Source organism: Streptomyces sp. NBC_00667 (assembly GCF_036226825.1).
In the GTDB taxonomy this organism is placed as follows: Bacteria; Actinomycetota; Actinomycetes; order Streptomycetales; family Streptomycetaceae; genus Streptomyces.
Genome location: NZ_CP109022.1, coordinates 5,666,157 through 5,685,631 on the forward strand (window position 1 = coordinate 5,666,157; position 19,475 = coordinate 5,685,631).

The following is a 19,475-nucleotide window of genomic DNA, read 5'->3' on the forward strand; positions in this document are numbered from 1 at the left end:
GTGACCTGGATACGCCCGCTCTCCGCCCATGCCGAACGCCCGTGCACCCTGGTGGTGTGCCGGGGCTGTTGTTGCGGAGACCCCCGCAAGAACCCCGGCACCGACCACGCCGGCCAGCTGGCCCGGCTGCGGGAGGCCGCCGCCGCTTCCGGGGGCCGCCTGGCGGTCCGTACGAGCGAGTGCCTCGGCCCCTGCGCCCAGGCCAACGTGATCGTCGTCCAGCCCACCAGCGAGGCCCGGCGCCGGGGCGCCAGGGCGACCTGGTTCGGCTGGGCCCTCGACGACACCGCGACCGACGAGATCATCGCCTGGGCGCAGGCGGGCGGCCCCGGTACGAGCCCCCTCCCCGCGACCTTGGACCTGCACCGCATCGACCCGCCGGACCCGGACCCCAAGCCGGCGCGCGGCGACGGCCGGCGGGGGCGCACGAGGAAGTGAGGCGCGCCGCGCCGGACCCGGAGAAGGGGCGTGGGCCTGGTTCTTGAATGGTCGCTCATGTATGGTCGTGCCATGCCCCGCCCCCGCGAGTTCGAACCCGACGCCGTGCTGGACCAGGCCATGCTGCGCTTTTGGTGGCAGGGCTACCGGGCCACCTCGATCGAGGACCTCGTCAAGGCGACCGGAGTGAAGCCCGGCAGCCTCTACAGCGCCTTCCCCGGCGGCAAGCGCACGCTGTTCCTGCGGTCCCTGGAGCGGTATTCCAAGCTGGTCGTCCCGCAGAAGCTGGGCGAGCTGGCCGCGCCCGGTGCCTCGCTGGCCGCACTGCGCGGCTACTTCGACGGACTGGTGGTCGACCTGCTCAGCCCGGAGGGCCGGCAGGGGTGCCTGCTGGTGAACACCGCGATCGAGAACGCGGCCGAGGACGACGAGGCCGCCGCCGTCGTGCGCGGCCATCTGGCCCGCCTGGAGCAGTGCATGGCCACGGCCCTGCGCAACGCCCGCGACACCGGCGAGGTCCGCGCCTCGGTGGACCCGGCCGGCAGCGCCAAGCTGCTGGTCGCGACGTGTCAGGGGCTGATGGTCGTGGGGAAGGCGAATCCCGACGGGACGGTCCTGCGCGCCATCGTCGACAACGCCTTCGCCGTCCTCGCCTGACGGGGCCGCCGCGCCCCGGGGCCACCGCATGAGGTGGCCCTTTTTTCAGCCCTCGTAATTGAATAACCATTCAAGAATGGAGCCCGCTCAATGAAGGCCATCGTCATATCCGCCTACGGCCCTCCCGAGGTACTGCACGTCACCGACCTGCCCGACCCCGTGCCCGCGCAGGGAGAGGTGCTGATCCGGGTCAAGGCGTTCGGCCTCAACCACGCCGAGGCGTACATGCGCGCCGGCGCCTGGGGTGATGTCGCCGCCGTCCCCGGGATCGAGTGCGCGGGATCGGTCGAGTCCGACCCCTCGGGCCACTTCGCCCCCGGGACCCGGGTCGTGGCGATCCTCGGCGGCATGGGCCGCACCCGCAACGGCAGCTACGCCGAACTGGTCACGGTGCCGGCCACCAACGTGGCGGCGGTCGACTCGTCACTGGGATGGGCCGAGCTGGCGGCCGTTCCCGAGGTCTACGCGACGGCGTGGAACGGACTGTTCGGCAACCTGGGCCTGCGCCCGGGTGAGCGGGTGCTGGTGCGCGGGGCGACGTCCTCCCTGGGCCAGGCCGCGGTCAACCTCGCCGTCGACCACGGCGCGGACGTACTCGCGACCACCCGCAACCCCGCGCACGCGCCGCTCCTCAAGGAACTCGGGGCCGCAGAGGTCCTCATCGACGACGGCCGCCTGGCCGCCCAGGTCGACGGGGGCGGCCGCGCCGTCGACGCGGTGTTCGACCTCGTCGGCAACAACGTCCTGCGCGACTCCCTGGCCGCGGTGCGCCCGCGCGGTCGGGTCTGCCAACTCGGCTTCCTCGGCGGCTTCGAACCGGTACGCGACTTCGACCCGCTCGCCGACCTCCCGTCCGGTGTGCAGCTGAGCTTCTTCGGCAGCGCCTTCGTCCTGGGCGGCCCGGACTTTCCGCTCTCCGACGTTCCCCTGGACGCGATCTTCGCCAAGGTCGAGTCGGGAGTCCTGCCCGCGAGACCGGCGCGGACCTTCCGTTTCGACGAGATCGTCGAAGCCCACCGGGTCATGGAAGCAGGAGAGGCGCTGGGCAAGATGACCGTCACCGTCGACTGAGGCATCCGCCCTCCCACGCCGGAGCGGGCGGGCCGGCCGGCCGTCATGGCAGGACCGGCCCGCCCGCCGCCCGGGCAGGGCCGGCCCGCCTGCCGCCCGGGCAGGAGCTAGAGCGTCACGCGCTCCTCGCCCGCGTAGATGTTCATGTCCTGCCCGCGCAGGAAGCCGACCAGGGTCAGTCCCGACTCCAGTGCGAGGTCCACCGCCAGGGAGGAGGGGGCCGAGACCGCAGCCAGTACGGGTATCCCGGCCATCACCGCCTTCTGCGCCAGCTCGAAGGACGCCCGGCCCGACACCAGCAGCACCGCGCCGCCCAAAGGGAGCCGTCCGGACTGCAGCGCCCGGCCGATGATCTTGTCGACGGCGTTGTGCCGGCCCACGTCCTCCCGTACGTCCAGCAGCTCCCCCTCCGCGGAGAACAGGGCCGCCGCGTGCAGGCCGCCGGTACGGTCGAAGACCTTCTGCGCCGCACGAAGCCGGTCCGGCAGCTCCGCGAGGACCGCCGCGCGCACGCGTACCGGGTCGGCCGCGAGCCCGGGGAAGCGGGTCGCCGTACGGACGGCCTCCAGGCTGGCCTTGCCGCACAGGCCGCAGGAGGAGGTGGTGTAGACGTTCCGCTCCAGGGAGATGTCGGGCAGCGCAACCCCCGGGGCGAGCCGCACGTTCACCACGTTGTAGGTGTTCGACCCGTCCTCCGCCGCCCCCTCGCAGTAGGTGACGGCCTGGAGGTCGGCCGCGTGCGCGAGCACGCCCTCGCTCACCAGGAAGCCGGCCGCGAGCGCGAAGTCGTCGCCCGGGGTGCGCATCGTGATGGCCAGCGGTTTGCCGTTCAGCCGGATCTCCAGCGGCTCCTCGGCCACGAGCGTGTCCGGCCGGGTCCCGGCGACGCCGCCGCGGATCCGGACGACGCGACGGCGTTCGGTGACCCGTCCCATGTGATCAGTCCGCCGTTCTGTCGCTCTGACGTGCGCTCTGTCCGTCGCGCACCTGTCCGCCCCATTCTCGCGGATGCGCCGTTCCGGGCGCCCCCGGCAGGAAGATCCTCTGAATTCTCCAAAGTAGGGCCCCATATTCCTGTCGGGTCACACGCACCCGTACCCGCCGGTAGCAGGCAAAGCTGGGTGAACCTGACACTCGTACGAGAGGGATCCCGCCCATGACCGGTTCACGCGTGGTGGCGCTAGGGCACTACCAGCCCGCGAGAGTGCTCACCAACGAGGACCTCGAGGCGATGGTCGACACCAACGACGCGTGGATCCGCTCGCGGGTCGGCATCAGGACCCGCCACATCGCAGGCCCCGACGAGCCGGTCGACGAGCTGGCCTTCCAGGCGGCGGGCAAGGCCCTCGCCCACGCCGGGCTGCTCCCCGGCGACATCGACCTGGTCCTGGTGGCCACCTCCACCGCCATCGACCGCTCGCCCAACATGGCCGCCCGCGTCGCCGCCAAGCTGGGCATGAGCGCCGGGCCCGCCGTCATGGACATCAACGTGGTCTGCTCGGGCTTCACCCACGCCCTGGCCACCGCCGACCACGCGATCCGGGCCGGCTCCGCCACCCGCGCCCTGGTCATCGGCGCCGACAAGATGACCGAGATCACCGACTGGACGGACCGCACCACCTGCGTGCTGACCGGCGACGGAGCGGGCGCGGCCGTGGTCGAGGCCTGCGCGGAGCCCGGGATCGGCCCCGTCCTGTGGGGCTCGGTGCCGGAGATGGGCCACGCGGTCCGGATCGAGGGCACGCCTCCCGTCTTCGCCCAGGAGGGACAGGCCGTCTACCGCTGGACCACCAGCCAGCTCCCGCCGCTGGCCCGCAAGGTCTGCGAGAAGGCCGGGATCACCCCGGAGGAGCTGGCCGGCGTCGTCCTGCACCAGGCCAACCTGCGCATCATCGAGCCGCTCGCCGCGAAGATCGGCGCCGTCAACGCGGTCGTCGCCCGGGACGTCGTGGACTCCGGCAACACCTCCGCCGCGAGCATCCCGATGGCCCTTTCGAAGCTGGTCGAGCGCGGCGAGATCCCCTCCGGCGCCCCCGTCCTGCTGTTCGGCTTCGGCGGCAACCTCTCCTACGCGGGACAGGTCATCCACTGCCCCTGACCGCCCGGCCGCGCCATGCCCGCAGGTCAGCGCGGCCCCCGCGCCGAATACCCGGTCGGAACCACCCCCGATCCCCTGCTATTGTTGTCCATGTCGCCGCGGGAAACCGGGGCCGACCACCTGGTCCGGGTGGCGGAATGGCAGACGCGCTAGCTTGAGGTGCTAGTGCCCTTTATCGGGCGTGGGGGTTCAAGTCCCCCCTCGGACACGAGCAAGAACCCCACCCCCGTGGGGTTCTTCTGCGTTCCGGGCCGCTCAGTGGGTGGCCGGAGTGACGAACCACCGGGCGGCCGCCCGCTCGAACGCTTCGCGGTCAGGCCGGCGATCGCCCGCCCAGGCGACCACGCCGTCGGGCCGGACGAGCACGGCACCCACCCCGAGGTCGTTCCTGGCCGGCCCGGCCGCGTACCGTATCCGGCTCTCCCAGGCACTCGCCGGACCGCTCAGGCATCCGCCGGCGCTGAAATCGAGCAGGAGGCCCCGTCCGTCCTCCATCAGGTCGCCGAGAGCGGGGCCGTCCTCGAGGCGGAGGTCCGGGGCGCTGCGGCCGATGAGCGGGTGCTCGGCGCCGAGGTCGTACCGGACCGACGTTCCCGAGATCCTGTCGAGCACGTAGGTGGTTCCGTCAACGGTCGAGAGCAGGTCGCGGACCACCGCTTGGATCGCCTGGGCGTGCGGGTCCGGGCTCATGATCGCCACCTGGGCGCGGGACCAGTCGAGCACCTTCGCACCGATCGGATGACGCTCGCGGGTGTAGGTGTCGAGAAGCCCGTCGGGGGCCTGCCCGAGCACGGTGGCCGCGAGCTTCCAGCCCAGGTTCACGGCGTCGCCGATGCCCGTGTTGAGCCCCTGACCGCCGAGGGGGGAGTGGATGTGCGCGGCGTCGCCCGCGAGCAGGACCCGGCCGCGCCGGTAGGTCGTCGTCTGCATCGCCCGGTCGGTGAAGGTCGAGGCGAGATGGACCTCGCCCAGCGTCACGTCGGTGCCGGACACCCGGCGCAGAACGGCCTGGAGGTGCTCGCGGGTCGGCTCCTGCGAGCGGTCGAACGCGCCGCCGTCGAAGTCCATGATGCCGATGTTCCCCTCGCCGAGCTGGAGGTACATGCCCGTCGGCGTCAGGTTGAACCCGTACCGCAGCTTCTCGGGATCGACGACGGCGGCGTGCAACCGGTAGCCGGTGAACTGCGGCTCGGTGCCGACGAAGTCGAAGCCGGCGAGCCTGCGCACCGTACTGCGTCCGCCGTCGCAGCCGACGAGCCAGCGCGCCGGGTACTCGTCCGCGCCGGCTCGGGCGACCACGCCCTCTTCGTCATGGGTGAGGGAGGAGACCGTGACGCCGCGCCTGACGTCCACGCCGAGCTTCGACGCCTGCTCGGACAGCACCGCCTCGACTGCTTCGAGGCTCGTCAGCAGCCCCGCGGACGCCGGGCTGGGAAGCCGGAACGGCAGGGTGCTGTCGTCGAACTTGGCCCCGTCGAGCATCATGCCGGCGAAGTGGCCACCGCGACGAGGGGGTGTCGGCGCCTGAGCGGGGTCCGCGCCGAAGCCGTCGGGAACGGTCGCCACCGTCAACAGCCGGTCCAGCATCCCCCTCCGGTAGAACGCCTCGACGGAGGCGGCGCTCAGACCCCGCAACCCGAGCGGCTCCGCCTTGAACGGGGAGCCGGGCTCCGGCTCCCGCTCCAGCACCAGGACCGAGCAGCCGGCCAGACCGAGCTCGCACGCCAGGAACAGACCCACCGGGCCACCGCCCACGATCACCACGTCATGCATGAGGAATCCCCCTCTTGAACCGCCTGCCGGATGGACACCCGGCCGGTCCTCCCCAAGGTTCCAGGCACCGCTGACAACTGACCGACGGCCACCGACACATGACCGACACGACGGCTGCGCCGCCCGATCCCCCTGACGGTTGCCGGTGCGGCATCATGGCCGTGGACGGGTCTAGGGGGAGAACGTGTCGCAGGGCGAGTCGCGCAACAGTGCTGTGATCGGCGGGCGTTACCGCCTGGACAAGCGGCTGGGGCGGGGTGGGATGGGGACGGTGTGGCGGGCCGAGGACGAGTTGCTCGGCCGGGCCGTCGCCGTCAAGGAGCTGCACCTCGACGGCGGCCGCGAGGCCGGCGGCGCCCTGCGGGAAGCCCGTACGGTCGCGCAGGTCAGGCACCCGCACGTCGTCGTGGTCCACGACGTGGTGGAACACGAGGGCCGCCCGCACATCGTGATGGAACTCGTCGACGGCGGCTCGCTCGCCGACCGGCTTGCCGCCAAAGGCCCGCTGAGCGTGGAGGAGACGGCGCGGACCGGTCTCGCACTGCTGGGCGCGCTCGGCGCGGCGCACGCGCGAGGCGTGCTGCACCGGGACGTCAAACCGGCGAACGTCCTGATGGAGGCCGGCACGGGCCGGGTGGTGCTCACGGACTTCGGCATCGCCCACCTGGCCGGGGTCACCACGATCAGCGAGACCGGCGCGTTCGTCGGCTCGCCCGAGTACACCTCGCCCGAGCGGATGCAGGGCGCGGCGGCCGGTCCGGCCTCCGACCTCTGGTCGCTCGGCGTGCTGCTGTGCGCGGCGCTGACCGGGGAGTCGCCGTTCCACCGGGACTCGCTCGGCGGGGTCCTGCACGCCGTCGTCTACGCCGACATCCGGCCGCCGGCGCAGGCGGGGCCGCTGCTGCCGGTCGTACGGGGACTGCTGGAGCGCGATCCGGAGCGCCGGCTGGGGGCGGCCGAGGCGGAGCGGCTGCTGTCGGCGTACGTGACCACGGGACGGGTGCCCTTGGTGCCCCTCGCCGTGCCTCCCCCTGGCCCCGGGCCCGCCGACGCCGTCCCGCCCGGGCCCGTCGACTCCCTTCCGCCCGGGCCCGCCACCGTCGTTCCGGCGCGGGCGATGGGGCCGGGGATGCGGGCCGGGCTGGCGGCCGCACTCGTCGCCGTGGCCGTGGTGGCCACCTTGGCCGTGACGTCGCTGCTCCGGGGCGGGACGGCGGAACCGGCCGGGCGGGCGGGGTCGGGCCCCTCCGCCGCCACGGTGGTCTCTCCGGTTCCCGCGAACGCCGGCCCCACGTCCCCCCGGGCCCCGGACACCACCCCTTCGACCCCGACCCCCTCCGCCCCGGCCCCGCCGCCGAACTCCAAGCCGGCCGCCGCGAGCGCCAAGCGGGCACCCGCCGGTTACCGGACCGTGGCCGACCCGCAGGGTTTCAGCCTGGCCGTGCCCCAGGGCTACCAGCGCAGCACCGATGACCAGCGCGTCATCTACGTGTCCCCGGACGGCGCGTTCCGCATCGGCATCAAGACGACGCCGGCTGCCTCCGGCGGCCCGCTCGCCGTCATGAGGGCCTCCGACGCGGACGGCCCCGACACCAACCCGGGCTACCGCGGCGGCACGGTCGTGGCCACCACCCACAACGGACTGCCCGCCGCCCTCTGGGAGTTCACCTGGAACGGCTTCACCACGGCCGAGGGGGCCAGGCACACCTTCGACCTCTGCTGGGACGAGAACGGCCGCATGTACGACGTCTGGGTCTCCGCCCCCGTCGGCCGGCTCGGCGAGGCCCGCAGCCACTTCGACGCCGCCCTGGACTCCTTCACCCCGGGCGGCTGACGACGGGGCCTACGCCCTGTCCCAGGCCCGCAGCACCACCAGGCCCCCCGCCGCGGACAGGGTGCCCGGGCTGACGGGTCCGAAGGTCTGCGGCAGGGCCAGGCGCGGCTGCCCGCCGTCCGAGGCGGCGTCGAAGAGGTACGCGGCCGCCGAGGCCGGGTCGCTGACCAGGTGCGGGCCCTCGGGGGCGGCCGCGCTCCCCGCCCCCGTCAGCGGCGTACGGAACAGGTTCCGCAGGTGGCGCAGGACCTCGGGGGTGATCCCCGCGGCGCCCGCCTGCTGCGGCACGGGCCCGCTCACCGGCTCCGCCGGGGCCCCCGCGCCGGGGGCGTCCGGGGGGATGGCCCCCGTCAGGAGCAGGGCCAGGAGCACCGGGACGGCCTTGCGGCGCAGCGCCTCGGTGGCGTGCCGCAGCCGGTGCGCATGGGTGGCCGGGAGCGAGAGGGCAAGGCTGCCGGCGGCGTCGCCCGCCGCGATCGGGACGGCCGCGCAGACGACCCCGGGGGAGTACTCGCGCAGGTCGAAGACGGGGGCGCCCGGGGCCACCGCGTCCAGGGCGCTGAACAGGACCCGGCTGTCGGTGATGGTCTGCGGGGTGAGCCGGGCCGGGCGGTGCCGGGCCACGTGATCGGCCCGCCGGTCGTGGTCGAGCTGGGTGAGCAGGCACTTGCCGACGGCGCTGGCGTGCGCGGCGGCCCGGAAATCCACCCACTCCCGCACCGGCGGCGCCCCGGGCCCGTCCGCCATCTGCGTGATCCGGACCTCCCCCTCGGCGTACCGGCTGAGGTAGACGGCGGCGCCCGCGCTGTCCCGCGCCAGCGCCAGGGTCCGCTGCAGCTGCTCCGCGAGGCCCGCGCGGCCCGGGCCGGCGAGCCGGTCGAGGGCCGGCCCCCGGCCGTAGACCCCGGCGGCCGGGCGGTACGCGTACTCCTCCTCGCACAGCATCGAAAGGAGGGGCCGCAGCTCCGCCTCCGCCAGCCCCGCCTCCCGCGCGAGCCGGCCGGCCCGTACCCCCAGCGGATGCCGTTCCAGTACCCGTACGACGGCGAGGGCGCGGCGGGCCTCCGCCAACGCCTCCCCGGGGCCGGCGGAGCGGCCGCCGGCGCGGGCCGCGGCGGTCAGCGACGGGTGGCGCAGCGGGCCGACGCCGATCCGGGTGGGCTCCGCGGGCACCGCCGGGGGCCGGAACGCGGTGATCACCGACGGCAGCCCCGGCTTCGGCAGCGGCACCGGGCCCAGGTCGGGGTCGTCGAGCTGGTCGACGTAGCGCAGCACGGCCGCCTGCGCGCACAGCCGCACCTCGCGCAGGTCGCGTCGGCCGCCCGGCCGGAACCCGCGGCGGCCGAGTTCGACAGCCCACACCCGGGCGTCGTGGTGCTCGCCCCGCCGCGAGTGGTCGAGGAAGAGGCAGTACGCGGCGGGCGCGGTGCGTGCGCGGCCCGAACCGGCGGCGAACTGCCACCAGAAACGGGCGCCTTCGCGCATCCCGGCCAGGTGCAGGAGGCATCCGAAGACCACGGCCCCGACGAGGTCGGTGTGGCCGCGGTCGGTGAAGGAGCGGAGCCGGGCCTCGGCCTTCGGTTCGCAGACGACGGCCAGGCACACGGCCTTGAGGTCGCGTCGGGCCCGCTCGGCGTCGAGCGGCACGTCCCGCGCCGGGTCGCTCCAGCCGTAGCCGGAACGGCGGCGGGAGCGGCCGTTGGCGTGGCCGTGGGCGTGGCCCATCCCGGTGCGCGGGAGGCGCAGCAGCCGGGCCTCCGCCGCGCCGAGGTCGTAGTGCGGGTAGCGGTCGCGCACGCTCGCCCGGCTCAGGAACTCGGTCAGGGAGCGGGGGGTGCCGTCGCAGTCCCGGCCTTCTCGCGGCCTCATGATTCGGCGGACGCGTCGAGCAGGCGGGCGAGCCGACGGTGGGCCTGCCCGAGCTGCGAACGGACCGTGGCCTCGTCGACGCCCATCACGGCTGCCGCCTCACCGGGGCTGCACTGGAGCCCGTAGCGCAGCAGTACCGCGTCCCGCTGCCGCTCGGCGAGCCGGGAGACGGCCGAGTAGAAGCGGATGGTGTCGGTCAGTACCTCGTACTGGTCGGTGTGGACCTCCTTGAGGGCCGCCTCGAAGGCGCTGATGTCCATCGGTTCGGGGCAGGGCGTGCGGCGGTGCTGGCGGTCGACGATCCGTTGCTTGAGGACGGTCCAGGCGTAGGCGTCGAGGCGGTCCATGTGAAGCATCCGGAGCCACTCGTTCATGATCGAGTCGAAGGTGGCGTCCACCGCGTCCTCGGCGGCCGCGTCGGAGCCGAGCTGAAGATACGCGAAACGCATGTAGGCCGGCCGCCGATTGGTATGGAAGGCCCAATAGGACAGGCGTGCGGGCGGGTCCCACTGGGTCATGGGAGTCGGCTGCCGTCGCCGGCTCGGCAGTCCCACGGCACCCCCGGACTCCTCGGGTCCGCCATCGCTCACCGCTCCACCTCGTCCCCTGAACCCGCTGAAATCCGCCGGAGGCCCTGAACCCTCTTCGCCGTGCCCTGCCCTGCCCCGCCCCCGTACGCCGAGCGTCCTTCGCGGCTCTCGTCTGCCCGGTGTCATTGCCGTCAGCCTGTCAGCGCGGGCGCATTCGGTGGGCGCAGAGAGGAAACCTGGAAGCAAAGCGTTCGGTGACGATCGACTCGTGATCTCCTTCGATCGGGTGACGGCTCAACCAGCGCACACGCATATGCCCCCCGGCGGGCGCTCCCACCCGGCAAAACGCCGTCGACGCCGTGGGACGGCCGGCCGTCCGCCCGCGTCCCACGCTGCGGTCACGGGTCCGGGACGCCGCCGTCGCGCCTGTAACATGACCCCGGCGCGAGGGCCGTGACGCAGAGGTCACTTCCCTCGCTTTTGCGTGACGTCCACCCGTGGAATAACGGGGCGCCGGGCCTATCGGCGGTTCGATACGATGAACAGCATCACAGTCCGTCACGGCCCGTTGTCACCGCACATACCGCACATATGAAATGGAGCATCCGAGGATGGCTCGACACCTGATCACCAGCGCGCTTCCCTACATCAACGGGATCAAGCACCTGGGCAACATGGTCGGGTCGATGCTTCCGGCGGATGTGTACTCCCGGTACCTCCGCCAGCGCGGCCACGACGTCCTCTACATCTGCGCCACCGACGAGCACGGCACCCCGGCCGAACTCGCCGCCAAGGCGGCGGGCCTGTCGGTCGCCGAGTTCTGTGCGCAGGCGCACGACGCCCAGAAGGCGGTCTACGACGGCTTCGAGCTGTCCTTCGACTACTTCGGCCGCAGTTCCTCGCAGCAGAACGCCGAGATCACCCAGCACTTCGCGCGCCGCCTCCAGGAGAACGGCTTCATCGAGGAGCGCGCGATCCGCCAGGTGTACTCCCCGGTCGACGGGCGTTTCCTGCCGGACCGCTACGTCGAGGGCACCTGCCCGCACTGCGGCTACGACAAGGCCCGCGGCGACCAGTGCGAGAACTGCACCCGCGTCCTGGACCCCACGGACCTCATCGAGCCGCGCTCGGCCATCTCCGGCTCCACGGACCTGGAGGTCCGCGAGACCAAGCACCTCTTCCTCCTCCAGTCCAAGCTCCAGCACGAGGTCGAGGCCTGGGTCGCGGAACACGAGGAGGAGTGGCCGCAGCTGGCCTCCTCCATCGCCCGCAAGTGGCTGACCGAGGGCCTGCACGACCGCGCGATCACCCGCGACCTCGACTGGGGCGTCCCCGTCCCCGCCGACACCTGGCCCGAGCTCGCCGCGGACGGCAAGGTCTTCTACGTCTGGTTCGACGCGCCGATCGAGTACATCGCCTCCACCAAGGAGTGGGCGGACGCCGACCCGGCGAACCGCGACTACAAGTCCTGGTGGTACGAGGCCGAGGACGTGCGCTACACGCAGTTCATGGCCAAGGACAACGTCCCGTTCCACACGGTGATGTTCCCCGCCACCGAGCTCGGCACCCGCGAGCCGTGGAAGAAGGTCGACTACGTCAAGGCCTTCAACTGGCTGACGTACTACGGCGGCAAGTTCTCCACCTCCCAGAAGCGCGGCGTCTTCACCGACCAGGCGCTGGAGATCCTCCCGGCCGACTTCTGGCGCTACTTCCTCATCGCCAACGCCCCCGAGTCCGACGACTCGTCCTTCACGTGGGAGCACTTCGCCGCCACCGTCAACAAGGACCTCGGCGGCACGCTCGGCAACTTCGTCAACCGTGTGCTGACCTTCTCGCGCAAGAAGTTCGGCGACGAGGTCCCGGCGGGCAGCCCGGCCGGCGAGGTCGAGGCCAAGCTCGGCGAGCAGATCGCCGAGCTGCTGGCCGAGTACGAGGGCCACATGGAGTCCCTCCAGTACCGCAAGGCGGCGGCCGCGCTGCGCGCCCTGTGGTCGGCCGGCAACGCGTACCTCGACGAGAAGGCCCCCTGGCTGGAAGTCAAGACCGACCTGGAGGGCGCGGCGCTCACGCTGCGCACCGCGATGAACCTCATCCACCTCTACTCGGTGGTCTCCGAGCCGTTCATCCCGGCCTCGGCGCGCGCCATGCGCTCCGCGTTCGCGCTCGCCGACGACACGGCCACGTGGGTCACCCCGGAGCAGGCCAGGTCGCTGGACGCGGTCCCGGCGGGTACGCCGTTCACCGTGCCGCCGGTGCTCTTCGCCCGGGTGACCGAGGAGGACCTGGAGTCCTACCGCGAGCGCTTCGGCGGCTCCCCGGAGGCCTGAGGCCGAACGCAGGCATGACAACGCAGGCATGACAGGGCGCGACCCACCGGGTCGCGCCCTTCGTGTATCCGCCCACGCGTGTCGAAGCCGGGCCGTGATCGTTTCTTCAAGAGCAGCCGCTGTATCCACGGCAGGCTGCTGCCGAAACGGATCGGGAGGACCAGTCGCGTGGTGACCGCTTGGCAGTACGTCGCCGGGGCCGGGATGCTGGGCGCGCTGTGCCCGCTGCACGGCCATGTGGCGGTCGCCGACGACGGCGCGGGCCACGGCGCCCGGGTCGACGTCTGCGTGCCCGCCGGGCACGCGCGGCAGCCTTCCGCACCGAAGGCGCCGACGGTCACCCCGGAGCCTTCGGTACGGGTGACGGCGCCCGGTGAGCGGCGGCCGACCGTGCACCACGCCGGGCAGGCTCCCGGCCTCCCGGCCCGGCCGGAGGCGCCGGGGGAGGGGGCGCAGCCGCCGCCGGTCCGGGCGGCTGCCGGGTCACGGGCGCAGGCGGCGCCGGCCAAGGCTTCCGCCCCGCCCCCGCGCAGGGCCGCCGCCGCACCCGTGACCCGCTTCCACGTGCCGGCGTACCACTCGTCGGCCCTTGAGCGCAGGGGCCCGAACGGCATGTCCACCATGATGCTGATGGTCGTCGTCACGACCCCGGCCGTGCTCGCCGCCGCCGCGCTGCGCCCCCGCTCCAAGAGCGCCCGGTAGCCCTTCCACTTCTGCGACCCTCGAACGGGAGAACCCTCGTGTCCGAATGGCTGGTCCTGGCCATCGCCATGGCGCTCGTCTGCGCCCTCGTCCTCGCCTGCACCCTGCTCCGGCACCGCCGGGTCGCGGAGGACGAGGACACCAGCGAAACCCCCGACGTCATCGAGTACATGACGATGATGGTCGGCGTGGTCTACGCGATCGTGCTGGGCCTGGCCATCGCCGGTGTCTGGGAGGCGCGCGGCTCCGCCGAGGACAGCGTGCGGCGCGAGGCGCAGTCGCTGTACGAGGTCACCCAGCGCGCCGACGTCTACCCGGCCCCGGTGCGCGACCGGATCCGCGGGGAGGTGGACGCGTACGTCTCCCACACCGTGAGCGTCGACTGGCCGCGCCTCACCTCCGGCCAGGCCGCCTCCACGGAGGGCGCGAAGCTGCTCGGCACGCTGCGCTCCGACGTCACCCACCAGAGCCCGGCCACCGAACTCCAGGCGCAGGCCTACCAGCCGCTGCTCGACCACATCGCGGCGGCCGACGACGCCCGGCACTCGCGGATGCAGAGCGACGAGTCCACGCTGCCGGGGGTGGTGTGGTTCGGACTGCTGGTGGGCGGGGTGGTCACGGTCGGGCTGATCTTCACGCTCCAGATCCGGCGTTCGGGCCGGGAGCTGCTGCTGGCGGGGCTGTTCAGCGCGCTGATCGTGTTCCTGCTGTTCATGGTGTGGAGCTTCGACGCGCCGTACGGCCGGGACGGCTCAGATTCGGCCGGGCCGTTCGAGGACCTCTTCCCGGCGGTGACGGTCGCGGCGGCGCGGTAGGCGGTGCGGTAGGCGGCGCGGTAGGTGGTGAGCGGCGCGGCGGGCGGCGGGCCAGGCCCCGGCGTCAGAGTCCCGGTACGGCGGCGGCCTGCCGTCGTGCCGCCGCCACCAGGGGCGAGTGCCGCAAGGCGTGGGAGATGCGTACGAGGTCGCGCGGCCCGTCGGCCGTGACGTGGACCCGCTCCGCTCCGTCCGCGCCGACGGTCCCCCCGGGGGCGGTGGCGCTGGTGCGCACGGCCGCCGCCACCATCGCGGCGTCGGCCACGGCGCGGGCCGTGGCCTCGTCGGCGCCGTCCGCGCGGGCCTGCGCGTAGGCGAGGTCCCGGCGGCGGCGGTCGAAGCAGGGCCCCAGACGCAGGAAGCCGTCGTGGATGTCCGACTCCCGCTGGATCATCCGGATTTCGGCCGGTGACCACCAGGACATGCGGACCGAGGGGGTTCCGGCGGGCGCGGTGCTCTGCATCTCGTGCCAGAGGGTGCCCAGGCGCCGGTACGTCGACCAGGTGCGCCAGCTGTCGGAGAGGTGCTGGCACAGCAGCGGCAGCACGAAGCCGGTGGCGCTGACGAGCGCGCCCATGGAGGCGAGCGGCGGGGCCACGAGGGTGCTGAGGTCGTCCAGGTCGTGGCCGCTCCAGCGGGCGACGACCGCCGACATCTTGGCGGCGTCGTAGGCGAGGCTGAACACGTAGCCGCCGACGATGATGAACAGGCCGGTGCGCAGCCAGCCGCGGACCTGGAGGGCCCAGCGCCAGCACATGGCCGTCATCGTGATCGCGGCCACGTTGTGCGCCAGCAGGTAGGCGGCGATCATCAACCGGATGTACGGGGTGTTGGCGTAGTACGTGTCGAAGTCGCGCAGCCGCTCCACCGGGGCGGAGCCGAGCGCGTACACGACGATGATCGTGCCGATCACCACCGAGTAGCCGGAGATCCAGCGGCGGGAGGTGCGCCGGATCTCCTCGGGCTCGCCACCGCGCCAGTTGAAGATCAGTACCAGGCAGGAGGCGCTGAACGCGGTGATGAGGCAGTACACCAGCGGGGCCGAGAAGTTGGGGACACCGGTCCAGCGGTTGACGGCCGCGATGGTCGGCGGGGCGGCGAAGGTGAACACCGCCCCGGCCAGCGTCAGCAGGGCGCACACCGAACGCAGCAGCGGATCGCGCCAGTCGGCCCGCAGGGCCGGCACCTTGAACGCGACGGAGACCGCCATGGCCACCGCGGGGATGTAGTAGTCCTGTCCGTTCAAAGCTCGTTCCTGTGCCCCCGGTAGCCGAGGGACGTTTCGATCCTGCCCGCGAGCTGGTCCCGTTGCGCCGGAGCGCGGTGACCGCCGGATCCGGCCAGCCAGTTCCGGCACCGGCTGCCGAGCAGCAGCCCGAAGGTCTCCGCCTCCGTCTCCTCCCGGACGTCGGCACGGGTGCGGGCGGCGACGCGGCGGACCGTCTCGCCGATGTCGGCCTCGTCGGCCAGCAGCCGCGCGGCGACGGCGGCGCCGTCGACGTGGTGGCTGCAGTGGCCGGCCTTCATGTGCCACAGTTCGTGACCCAGGATCACCAACTGGTGGTCCGGCGCCGTGCGTTCCTCGATGACGATCAGGTCGCGGTGCGCCAGGTCGAGCCACAGCCCGCTGGCCGTCCCTTCGGGGAACGCGGCCATCCGGAACTCCACCGGTCGGCTCCGTTGTCTGCTCATGCCCTCGCAGAGCGCGGCGTAGAGGTCCACGGGCTCCACGGGGGCGGTCAGCTTGATGCCGGCCACCAGCTCCGCGCACAACCGCCGCTGCTCTCTGCCTATGCTCACCGTTCTCCCCGTCGGCGCGGATCCGGATCAGGACTCAAGGATCAGATCCAGGCTTTTCGACTGGGTCATGATTCGTTCGGTTTGACGCTTTCGAGGAGCATGTCCAGCCATTCGGTCACCTTGTCCCGGTGCTTGTCGCTGGGCAGTTGGGCGGCGCGCCAGGCGATGCCCCGGACACCGTGGTTCTGCAGGAGTCTTGCCAGCGGATCGCCCGCCGAAGCGGCCTCGGCGGGTACGGTTTCGCGCTCGCGTCCGGCGAAGTCCTGGAGCAGCTGCTGCTCGGTGCGCTGGAGGGCGTCGGTGAGGGCGTCGGCGTCGTGGGCGGTGAGGAAGCCGGCGTGCACGCCGAAGAAGCGCTGGATCGCGTCGCAGTGCTCCATCGTGGGCCGCCGGTCGCCGTTGATGAGGGCGCCGGCCTGCTGCCGGGACATGCCGGCTCCGTCCGCGATCTCCTGCTGGGTGTAGCGGCGGCCGTTGGGTTTGACCCGGGTGCGCCGGAGCAGGTCCAGCCGCTGGAGGAAGCGGGTCTGCAGATCGGGTTCGCCGGCCCGCCGGCCGTCAAGCAGGGTTTTGATCACGTCCGTCGGGACACCTGAGGCCTCGGAGAGCCGACGGAGGTCGAATACCTGGTTCACGTCGCGGCCCATCTTGCCCGCGAGTTCGGCGACCCTCGTGACGGTGGCTGCCAGAGACGCGTTGGCCACCGCGACGGGAGCCGGGAAGCCGTCTGTCACCAGTGGTTCTCCTAGATCGCGCGGGGTCAATACGGGCACGGGGTCGGCCCCAGGGAATCTATCCGGTCTCCCCCCGGAGGACCAGAACTTGCCACAGCTGTGGCGGGAATGAGCTGTCTCAAGGCTGGAATTGCCACAATAGTTGACACTCGAATGAAGTCGGTAGCAGGATCGCCACACGGAAATGAAGATCCAGACCGTGAGGAGGGGGAGCTCTCGGTGCCACATCTCGCAGCGGTGGGCCCGTCCGATGGCCTCGCCCGAGCCGGCGAGGAACGCCTGACGGGCGACGACTCGGCCCGTGGCGCAGTGCGGTCGGAGCGACGCAAGGAGCTTTTGCGCCAGCGCCGCGAGGAACTGGGCCTGAGCCAGGAGGACCTCGCCGCACGATTGCGCATCAGCGTGCGCGCGTACGGCAATTGGGAACGCGGTCTGGTAAAGGAATGGACCGACCGCAAACTGCTCGCCCTGGCCGAGGCTTTGGAAATGAGCGAGCGGCAGTGCTTCTGGCTGTTCCGCGTCATGGTCGACCGGGACCCGCCGCCCACCTGGCGGGCCGCCGAGGAGAACCGGCTGCCCGAGGACCCTGCCCAGCGCGACTACCTGTGCGACTACGCGGCCCTCATGGAAGCCGTGCCCTACCCGAGCTTCCTGGTGGACCACCGCTGGGACGTGGCCCTGACCAACTCGGCCTTCGACAAGCTCTTCCAGACGGTGCGCCCGCACCCCACCGCCCTGCCGGACGACAACTTCCTGCGCTTCGTCCTGTTCCACCCGGACGCCGCCGCCGTGCTGGAGGACCACGAACCGGCCTGGTGCGTCCCGCTGCTGGCCCGGTTCGCGACCGCGCTGGCCGCTGCCCCCGACGACGAGGGGCTGCGGAGCATCCGTCAGGAAGTGGCCCGTGACCCGTTCATGGAGGCCGCCTACCGCTACGGCGTCCCGCACTGGCTCAGCACCCACGGCGCCGACGCCGCCGAACAGGACGGGGCGGTGCGCACGGTGCGCCATCCGGATCCCGGCTGGGGTGTGGTGCGCTGCCGGATGGTGGCGGAGTCCAGCCGGATGCTGGACGCGATGGGGCTCACCCGGATCACCCTGATCCTCTCCACGCCGCAGGGCCGGCCGGCCGGACCCGTCGGGCCCGGCCAGGGCTTCGCGCACCAGCAGGGCGCGCGGCTGCGCGCGGTGCCGTCGCTCGGGGACTGACACCGGCGCCCGGGACTGGTACCGGCGCTCGGGGCTGGTACCGGCGCTCGGGGCTGGTACCGGCGCTCGGGCACCGGTGCCGGGGGACCGGTACCGGCCAAAGCCGCGGCCGGGGTGCCCCCGCGGGCACCCCCGGCGGGGGACACTGGAAGCCTTGATCGCGTGCCGCGCCGCGCCGACCCAAGGGGGGTCCCGGCCGCCGTGTCGCCGATCGTGGCACTGGCGAAGGGCGGTAGGGACGTGCGGCTGACCATCCTCGGCGGGGGCGGCTTCCGCGTACCGCTCGTCTACGGGGCACTCCTCGGCGACCGCGCCGAGGGCAGGGTGACCCACGTGACCCTCTACGACGAGGACCCGGCCCGGCTCACCGCCATGGCCCGGGTCCTCGCCGACCAGGCCGCCGGGGTACCGGACGCCCCGTCCGTCGCCGCCACCGACGACCTCGACGAGGCCCTGCGGGGAGCCGACTTCGTCTTCTCCGCCATCCGCGTCGGCGGTCTGGAGGGACGTGCCGCCGACGAGCGGATCGCCCTCGCCGAGGGAGTCCTCGGCCAGGAGACGGTGGGCGCGGGCGGGGTGGCGTACGGCCTGCGCACCGTGCCGGTGGTCCGGGAGATCGCCCGCAGGATCGCCCGCGTCGCCCCGGACGCCTGGGTCATCAACTTCACCAACCCGGCCGGGCTGGTCACCGAGGCGATGGCCGAGGTGCTCGGACACCGGGTCATCGGCATCTGCGACTCCCCGGTGGGCCTCGGCCGGCGCCTCGCGCGCCTCTTGGGGGTCCGGCCCGAGGAGGCGTGGATCGACTACGTCGGCCTGAACCACCTGGGCTGGATCCGGGGCCTGCGCGTGGCGGGCCGGGACGAACTGCCCCGGCTGCTGGCCGACACCAAGGCGCTGGAGTCCTTCGAGGAGGGTCGGCTCTTCGGGCCGCAATGGCTGCGCTCGCTCGGCGCGATCCCGAACGAGTACCTGCACTACTACTACTTCAACCGCGAGACGGTACGCGGTTACCTGGACGCCCGGCAGACCCGCGGCGCCTTCCTGCGCGACCAGCAGCGCGAGTTCTACGCCCGGGCCGGGCAGCCGGGGCAGGCACCCGGGTCGGCGCTGGCCGCCTGGGACCGGACCCGGGCCGAGCGGGAGGCCACGTACATGGCCGAGAACCGGGAGGCGGCCGGCGTGGGCGCGCGCGACGAGAGCGACCTGGAGTCCGGCGGGTACGAGAAGGTGGCGCTCGCCCTGATGCGGGCCATCGCCCGCAACGAGCGGGCCACCCTGATCCTCAACGTGCCCAACGGCTCCACCCTCGGCGTGCTCGACGCGGAGGCGGTCATCGAGGTGCCCTGCCTGGTGGACGCGGGAGGCGCCCACCCGGTGGCCGTCGACCCGCTTCCGCTGCACGCCGTGGGACTGGTGACCTCGGTCAAGGCCGTCGAGCGGGAGGTCCTGGCCGCAGCGGCGAGCGGCTCGCGCGCGGACGCGGTCAAAGCCTTCGCCCTGCACCCGCTGGTGGACTCGGTGACCGTGGCCAGACGGCTCCTCGACGGGTACGCGGCGGAGCACCCGGGCCTGGCCTACCTGCGCTGATCCGGGTTCCGCGTCACCCGCACGGCCC

The 19,475-nt window shown here is 72.8% G+C and carries 16 protein-coding genes, 1 tRNA gene and 1 pseudogene; 11 read left to right on the forward strand and 7 right to left on the reverse strand.

Annotated features, from left to right (window positions below; translation table 11 throughout):
* The 3 genes from OHA81_RS25910 to OHA81_RS25920 all read left to right on the forward strand — a co-directional run bounded on the left by OHA81_RS25910 (nucleotide 1) and on the right by OHA81_RS25920 (nucleotide 2,166).
* Nucleotides 1-438 carry a (2Fe-2S) ferredoxin domain-containing protein gene (locus tag OHA81_RS25910; RefSeq protein WP_329199701.1) on the forward strand — a complete coding sequence of 146 codons (438 nt, stop codon included), beginning with the start codon at nucleotides 1-3 and terminating at the stop codon, nucleotides 436-438.
* Nucleotides 439-510: 72 nt separating this feature from the next.
* Nucleotides 511-1,095, forward strand: coding sequence for a TetR/AcrR family transcriptional regulator (locus tag OHA81_RS25915; protein ID WP_329199703.1), 585 nt, complete (start codon nucleotides 511-513; stop codon nucleotides 1,093-1,095).
* A gap of 90 nt (nucleotides 1,096-1,185) precedes the next feature.
* Entirely contained in the window at nucleotides 1,186-2,166 is a 981-nt protein-coding gene (locus OHA81_RS25920) for a zinc-binding dehydrogenase (RefSeq protein ID WP_329199705.1), read from the forward strand.
* 107 nt (nucleotides 2,167-2,273) lie between these two features.
* Here OHA81_RS25920 and fdhD read toward each other — a convergent pair whose 3' ends face one another.
* The gene (gene fdhD, locus OHA81_RS25925) at nucleotides 2,274-3,101 is read right to left on the reverse strand and encodes a formate dehydrogenase accessory sulfurtransferase FdhD (protein WP_329199707.1); all 828 of its coding nucleotides are present in this window, start codon (nucleotides 3,099-3,101) and stop codon (nucleotides 2,274-2,276) included.
* A gap of 221 nt (nucleotides 3,102-3,322) precedes the next feature.
* Here fdhD and OHA81_RS25930 point away from each other — a divergent pair, with 221 nt between their 5' ends.
* Together OHA81_RS25930 and OHA81_RS25935 are read left to right on the forward strand one after the other, a co-directional pair.
* On the forward strand, nucleotides 3,323-4,264 hold the full coding sequence (locus OHA81_RS25930) for a beta-ketoacyl-ACP synthase III (protein ID WP_329199709.1): 942 nt from the start codon (nucleotides 3,323-3,325) through the stop codon (nucleotides 4,262-4,264).
* 123 nt (nucleotides 4,265-4,387) lie between these two features.
* Nucleotides 4,388-4,472, forward strand: a tRNA-Leu gene (locus tag OHA81_RS25935).
* A gap of 47 nt (nucleotides 4,473-4,519) precedes the next feature.
* Here the strand turns inward: OHA81_RS25935 and OHA81_RS25940 are convergent.
* A complete protein-coding gene (locus OHA81_RS25940; RefSeq protein WP_329199710.1) occupies nucleotides 4,520-6,037 on the reverse strand; it encodes an FAD-dependent oxidoreductase in 1,518 nt (505 codons plus the stop codon).
* 184 nt (nucleotides 6,038-6,221) lie between these two features.
* Here OHA81_RS25940 and OHA81_RS25945 point away from each other — a divergent pair, with 184 nt between their 5' ends.
* The gene (locus OHA81_RS25945) at nucleotides 6,222-7,871 is read left to right on the forward strand and encodes a serine/threonine-protein kinase (RefSeq protein ID WP_329199712.1); all 1,650 of its coding nucleotides are present in this window, start codon (nucleotides 6,222-6,224) and stop codon (nucleotides 7,869-7,871) included.
* 351 nt (nucleotides 7,872-8,222) lie between these two features.
* Here OHA81_RS25945 and OHA81_RS25950 read toward each other — a convergent pair.
* Nucleotides 8,223-8,942: pseudogene (locus OHA81_RS25950) on the reverse strand (IclR family transcriptional regulator domain-containing protein); the annotation flags it as partial.
* 794 nt (nucleotides 8,943-9,736) lie between these two features.
* Nucleotides 9,737-10,189, reverse strand: coding sequence for an RNA polymerase sigma factor (locus tag OHA81_RS25955; protein ID WP_229873781.1), 453 nt, complete (start codon nucleotides 10,187-10,189; stop codon nucleotides 9,737-9,739).
* 692 nt (nucleotides 10,190-10,881) lie between these two features.
* Here OHA81_RS25955 and metG point away from each other — a divergent pair.
* From metG to OHA81_RS25970, 3 genes are all read left to right on the forward strand, one after another.
* Nucleotides 10,882-12,597 (forward strand): methionine--tRNA ligase, encoded by a 1,716-nt coding sequence (gene metG, locus OHA81_RS25960; RefSeq protein WP_329199715.1) that lies wholly within the window; start codon nucleotides 10,882-10,884, stop codon nucleotides 12,595-12,597.
* A 168-nt stretch (nucleotides 12,598-12,765) separates the two neighbouring features.
* Nucleotides 12,766-13,299, forward strand: a complete 534-nt coding sequence (locus tag OHA81_RS25965) for a hypothetical protein (protein ID WP_329199717.1) — start codon at nucleotides 12,766-12,768, stop codon at nucleotides 13,297-13,299.
* Nucleotides 13,300-13,337: 38 nt separating this feature from the next.
* Complete coding sequence (locus OHA81_RS25970; RefSeq protein ID WP_329199719.1) at nucleotides 13,338-14,114, forward strand: bestrophin-like domain; 777 nt, start codon at nucleotides 13,338-13,340, stop codon at nucleotides 14,112-14,114.
* A gap of 64 nt (nucleotides 14,115-14,178) precedes the next feature.
* Here OHA81_RS25970 and OHA81_RS25975 read toward each other — a convergent pair whose 3' ends face one another.
* The 3 genes from OHA81_RS25975 to OHA81_RS25985 all read right to left on the reverse strand — a co-directional run bounded on the left by OHA81_RS25975 (nucleotide 14,179) and on the right by OHA81_RS25985 (nucleotide 16,648).
* The gene (locus OHA81_RS25975) at nucleotides 14,179-15,360 is read right to left on the reverse strand and encodes an MAB_1171c family putative transporter (protein ID WP_329199721.1); all 1,182 of its coding nucleotides are present in this window, start codon (nucleotides 15,358-15,360) and stop codon (nucleotides 14,179-14,181) included.
* On the reverse strand, nucleotides 15,357-15,914 hold the full coding sequence (locus OHA81_RS25980; protein WP_329199722.1) for a toxin-antitoxin system, toxin component: 558 nt from the start codon (nucleotides 15,912-15,914) through the stop codon (nucleotides 15,357-15,359). Before OHA81_RS25980 ends, OHA81_RS25975 begins: the two co-directional genes overlap by 4 nt.
* A gap of 65 nt (nucleotides 15,915-15,979) precedes the next feature.
* On the reverse strand, nucleotides 15,980-16,648 hold the full coding sequence (locus OHA81_RS25985; protein WP_329199723.1) for a helix-turn-helix domain-containing protein: 669 nt from the start codon (nucleotides 16,646-16,648) through the stop codon (nucleotides 15,980-15,982).
* 219 nt (nucleotides 16,649-16,867) lie between these two features.
* Between OHA81_RS25985 and OHA81_RS25990 the strand changes: the two genes are divergently transcribed.
* Both OHA81_RS25990 and OHA81_RS25995 read left to right on the forward strand, forming a co-directional pair.
* A complete protein-coding gene (locus tag OHA81_RS25990; RefSeq protein WP_329199725.1) occupies nucleotides 16,868-17,857 on the forward strand; it encodes a helix-turn-helix domain-containing protein in 990 nt (329 codons plus the stop codon).
* Nucleotides 17,858-18,097: 240 nt separating this feature from the next.
* Nucleotides 18,098-19,447 (forward strand): 6-phospho-beta-glucosidase, encoded by a 1,350-nt coding sequence (locus OHA81_RS25995; protein ID WP_329202556.1) that lies wholly within the window; start codon nucleotides 18,098-18,100, stop codon nucleotides 19,445-19,447.
* Nucleotides 19,448-19,475: the final 28 nt, after the last annotated feature.